The 2,071-nt window shown below is 70.4% G+C and carries 2 protein-coding genes; both read left to right on the top strand.

Going from position 1 to position 2,071, the window contains the following annotated elements; translation table 11 throughout:
• Window positions 1-253: 253 nt before the first annotated feature.
• Window positions 254-1,519, top strand: coding sequence for a sensor histidine kinase (locus VFO68_RS29790; protein WP_325161734.1), 1,266 nt, complete (start codon window positions 254-256; stop codon window positions 1,517-1,519).
• A 38-nt stretch (window positions 1,520-1,557) separates the two neighbouring features.
• Window positions 1,558-2,071: response regulator transcription factor (locus VFO68_RS29785; protein ID WP_325161733.1), on the top strand; the 514-nt coding region annotated here is incomplete at its 3' end.

The raw sequence follows: 2,071 nt of genomic DNA, 5'->3' as shown, positions 1-2,071 counted from the left end.
CGTCATCCACCACCAGACCGCCCTCCGCTCGACTCGATTGGCTGGCGGCCGCAGCCGCACGGTCTCCACCTGCGCTGACATCAGCGTTCGTCCCTCCCCGCGTGCTGTCTCCACCCTGCCTCGGATGGGCAGCAGGCGGCTAGTGACCAAAGTGGTCGGTCTGACGGTGGCGATGCAACTTTCGTTGCGTCCCCAGCCTACGAACGTGTGCATTTGCCCAGCTCAGGCGGCCGGTGTGGGTAGCGTGGCGGCCGTGAGCGAAGCATCGACCACCGCAGCAGTGCCGGGCCGGCCCGAGGCCGGGCCGCGCCCGCCGCTGTGGCGTTCCAGCCGGGAGGCCTTCTTCTACCTGGTCCCGACCGGCGTCCTGCTGATGCTGTACGCGATCGCCATACCGCTGGACGACGACCCGGGCCGGCCGGCGACCGTGGTGCAGTTCGTGGTGGAGATCGGACTGGCCCTTCTCCTTGTCCTGCGCAGGCGCCTGCCGCTGGTCATCGGCGGCGCCTGTGCGGCCGTTTCGGTGGTGATGCTCCTCGCCATGACCCTGGCGGCGGACCAGCTCAGCCTCAGCCACCGCGACCCGTGGTTACCCCTGGCGGCACCGGTCGCCGTCTACACGGTCGCGCTGTACCGCAACGACATCGCCGGTTGGACGCTCATCGCCGGCCTGACGGTGCTGGTGTGCCGCCCCTGGGATCCTTCGGCGGACGTGATCTCCGGCGGGCTCCTGATGGCGCTGGTGCCGGCCTTGCTCGGGCTCTACATCGGGGCGCACCGGCGGCTCGTCCACGCGCTGACCGACCGCGCCGAGCGGGCCGAGCGGGAGCAACACCTGTTGGCCGAGCAGGCCAGGGCCGAGGAACGCGTCCGACTCGCCGAAGAGATGCACGACGTGGTGACCCACCGGGTGAGCCTGATGGTTCTGCACGCCGGGGCGCTCGGCATGACCGCGTCGGACCGGTCCGCCAGGGACGCCGCCGAGGCGTTACGGGTGGCCGGCTGTCAGGCGCTCAACGAACTGCGGGACCTCGTCGGCGTCTTACGCAACGGCGAGACCGACGCGGACACGATGACGGAGGTGGATCGAAGCAGGAACACCGAGTCCGGCCTGGATCTGTCCACTTTGGTCGCCGAGTCCCGAGCGGTGGGAATCCCGGTCGACCTCAGGGAGGTCGGCAACCCGGAGCGCACCTCCCCCACGGTGGGTCGCACCGCGTACCGAATCGTGCAGGAGTCACTGACGAACATCCGCAAGCACGCTCCGGGAGCGTCCGCGACCGTGTCCGTGCGCTACGGCGGGGACCGGGTGCAGCTCACCGTCCGCAACACTCCATCAACCACAACCGTCGACAGTGGACTGTCCAGCACCGGGTCCGGGACCGGACTACTCGGTCTGCGTCAACGAGTCGAGCTGGTCGGCGGAACGTTGCACGCCGGCCCGAGCACCGACGGCGGCTTCGAGGTGGATGCCATACTCCCGGCATACGTGCCGACCCGCGAGAAAGCACAGAATTGAGCCCGTACCACGACCCTGCCGACCGGCGACCCCGGTCGGTGATCCGCGTGCTCGTCGTCGATGACGAGCCGATGGTCTGCGCCCATCTGCGCACGATCCTCGGCTCCGCCGAGGACGTCGAGGTGCTCGACGCCGCCCATGACGGCGCCGCCGCGGTGGAGGCCGTGGTGCGACACCGGCCCGACGTGGTGCTCATGGATCTACGCATGCCGGAGGTGGACGGGCTGACCGCGATCGAGCGGATCGGCCGGCTGCCGCAGCGGCCCGCCGTGGTCGCGCTGACCACGTTCGACGCGGACTCCTACGTCATCCGGGCATTACGGGCCGGCGCCAGCGGGTTTCTGCTGAAGTCGACCCCGCCGGAGGATCTGATCAGCCTGGTCCGGGTCGCGGCCGACGGGCACACCGTCCTGTCTCCGGCGGCCCTGCGCCGGCTGGTCGCCGCGCAGGCCGGCGAGCAGGCGGTCCGAGAGCGGGCGCTGGGCCGGGTGCGCGAACTCACCGAGCGGGAGACCGAGGTGCTCACCTGCCTCGGTGTGGGCCTGTCCAACG

It is taken from the genome of Actinophytocola sp. (assembly GCF_035712165.1).
Lineage (GTDB): Bacteria > Actinomycetota > Actinomycetes > Mycobacteriales > Pseudonocardiaceae > DASYTH01.
The sequence above is the reverse complement of the archived record's forward strand: the minus strand, read 5'-3'. Positions and strand labels throughout refer to the sequence as shown.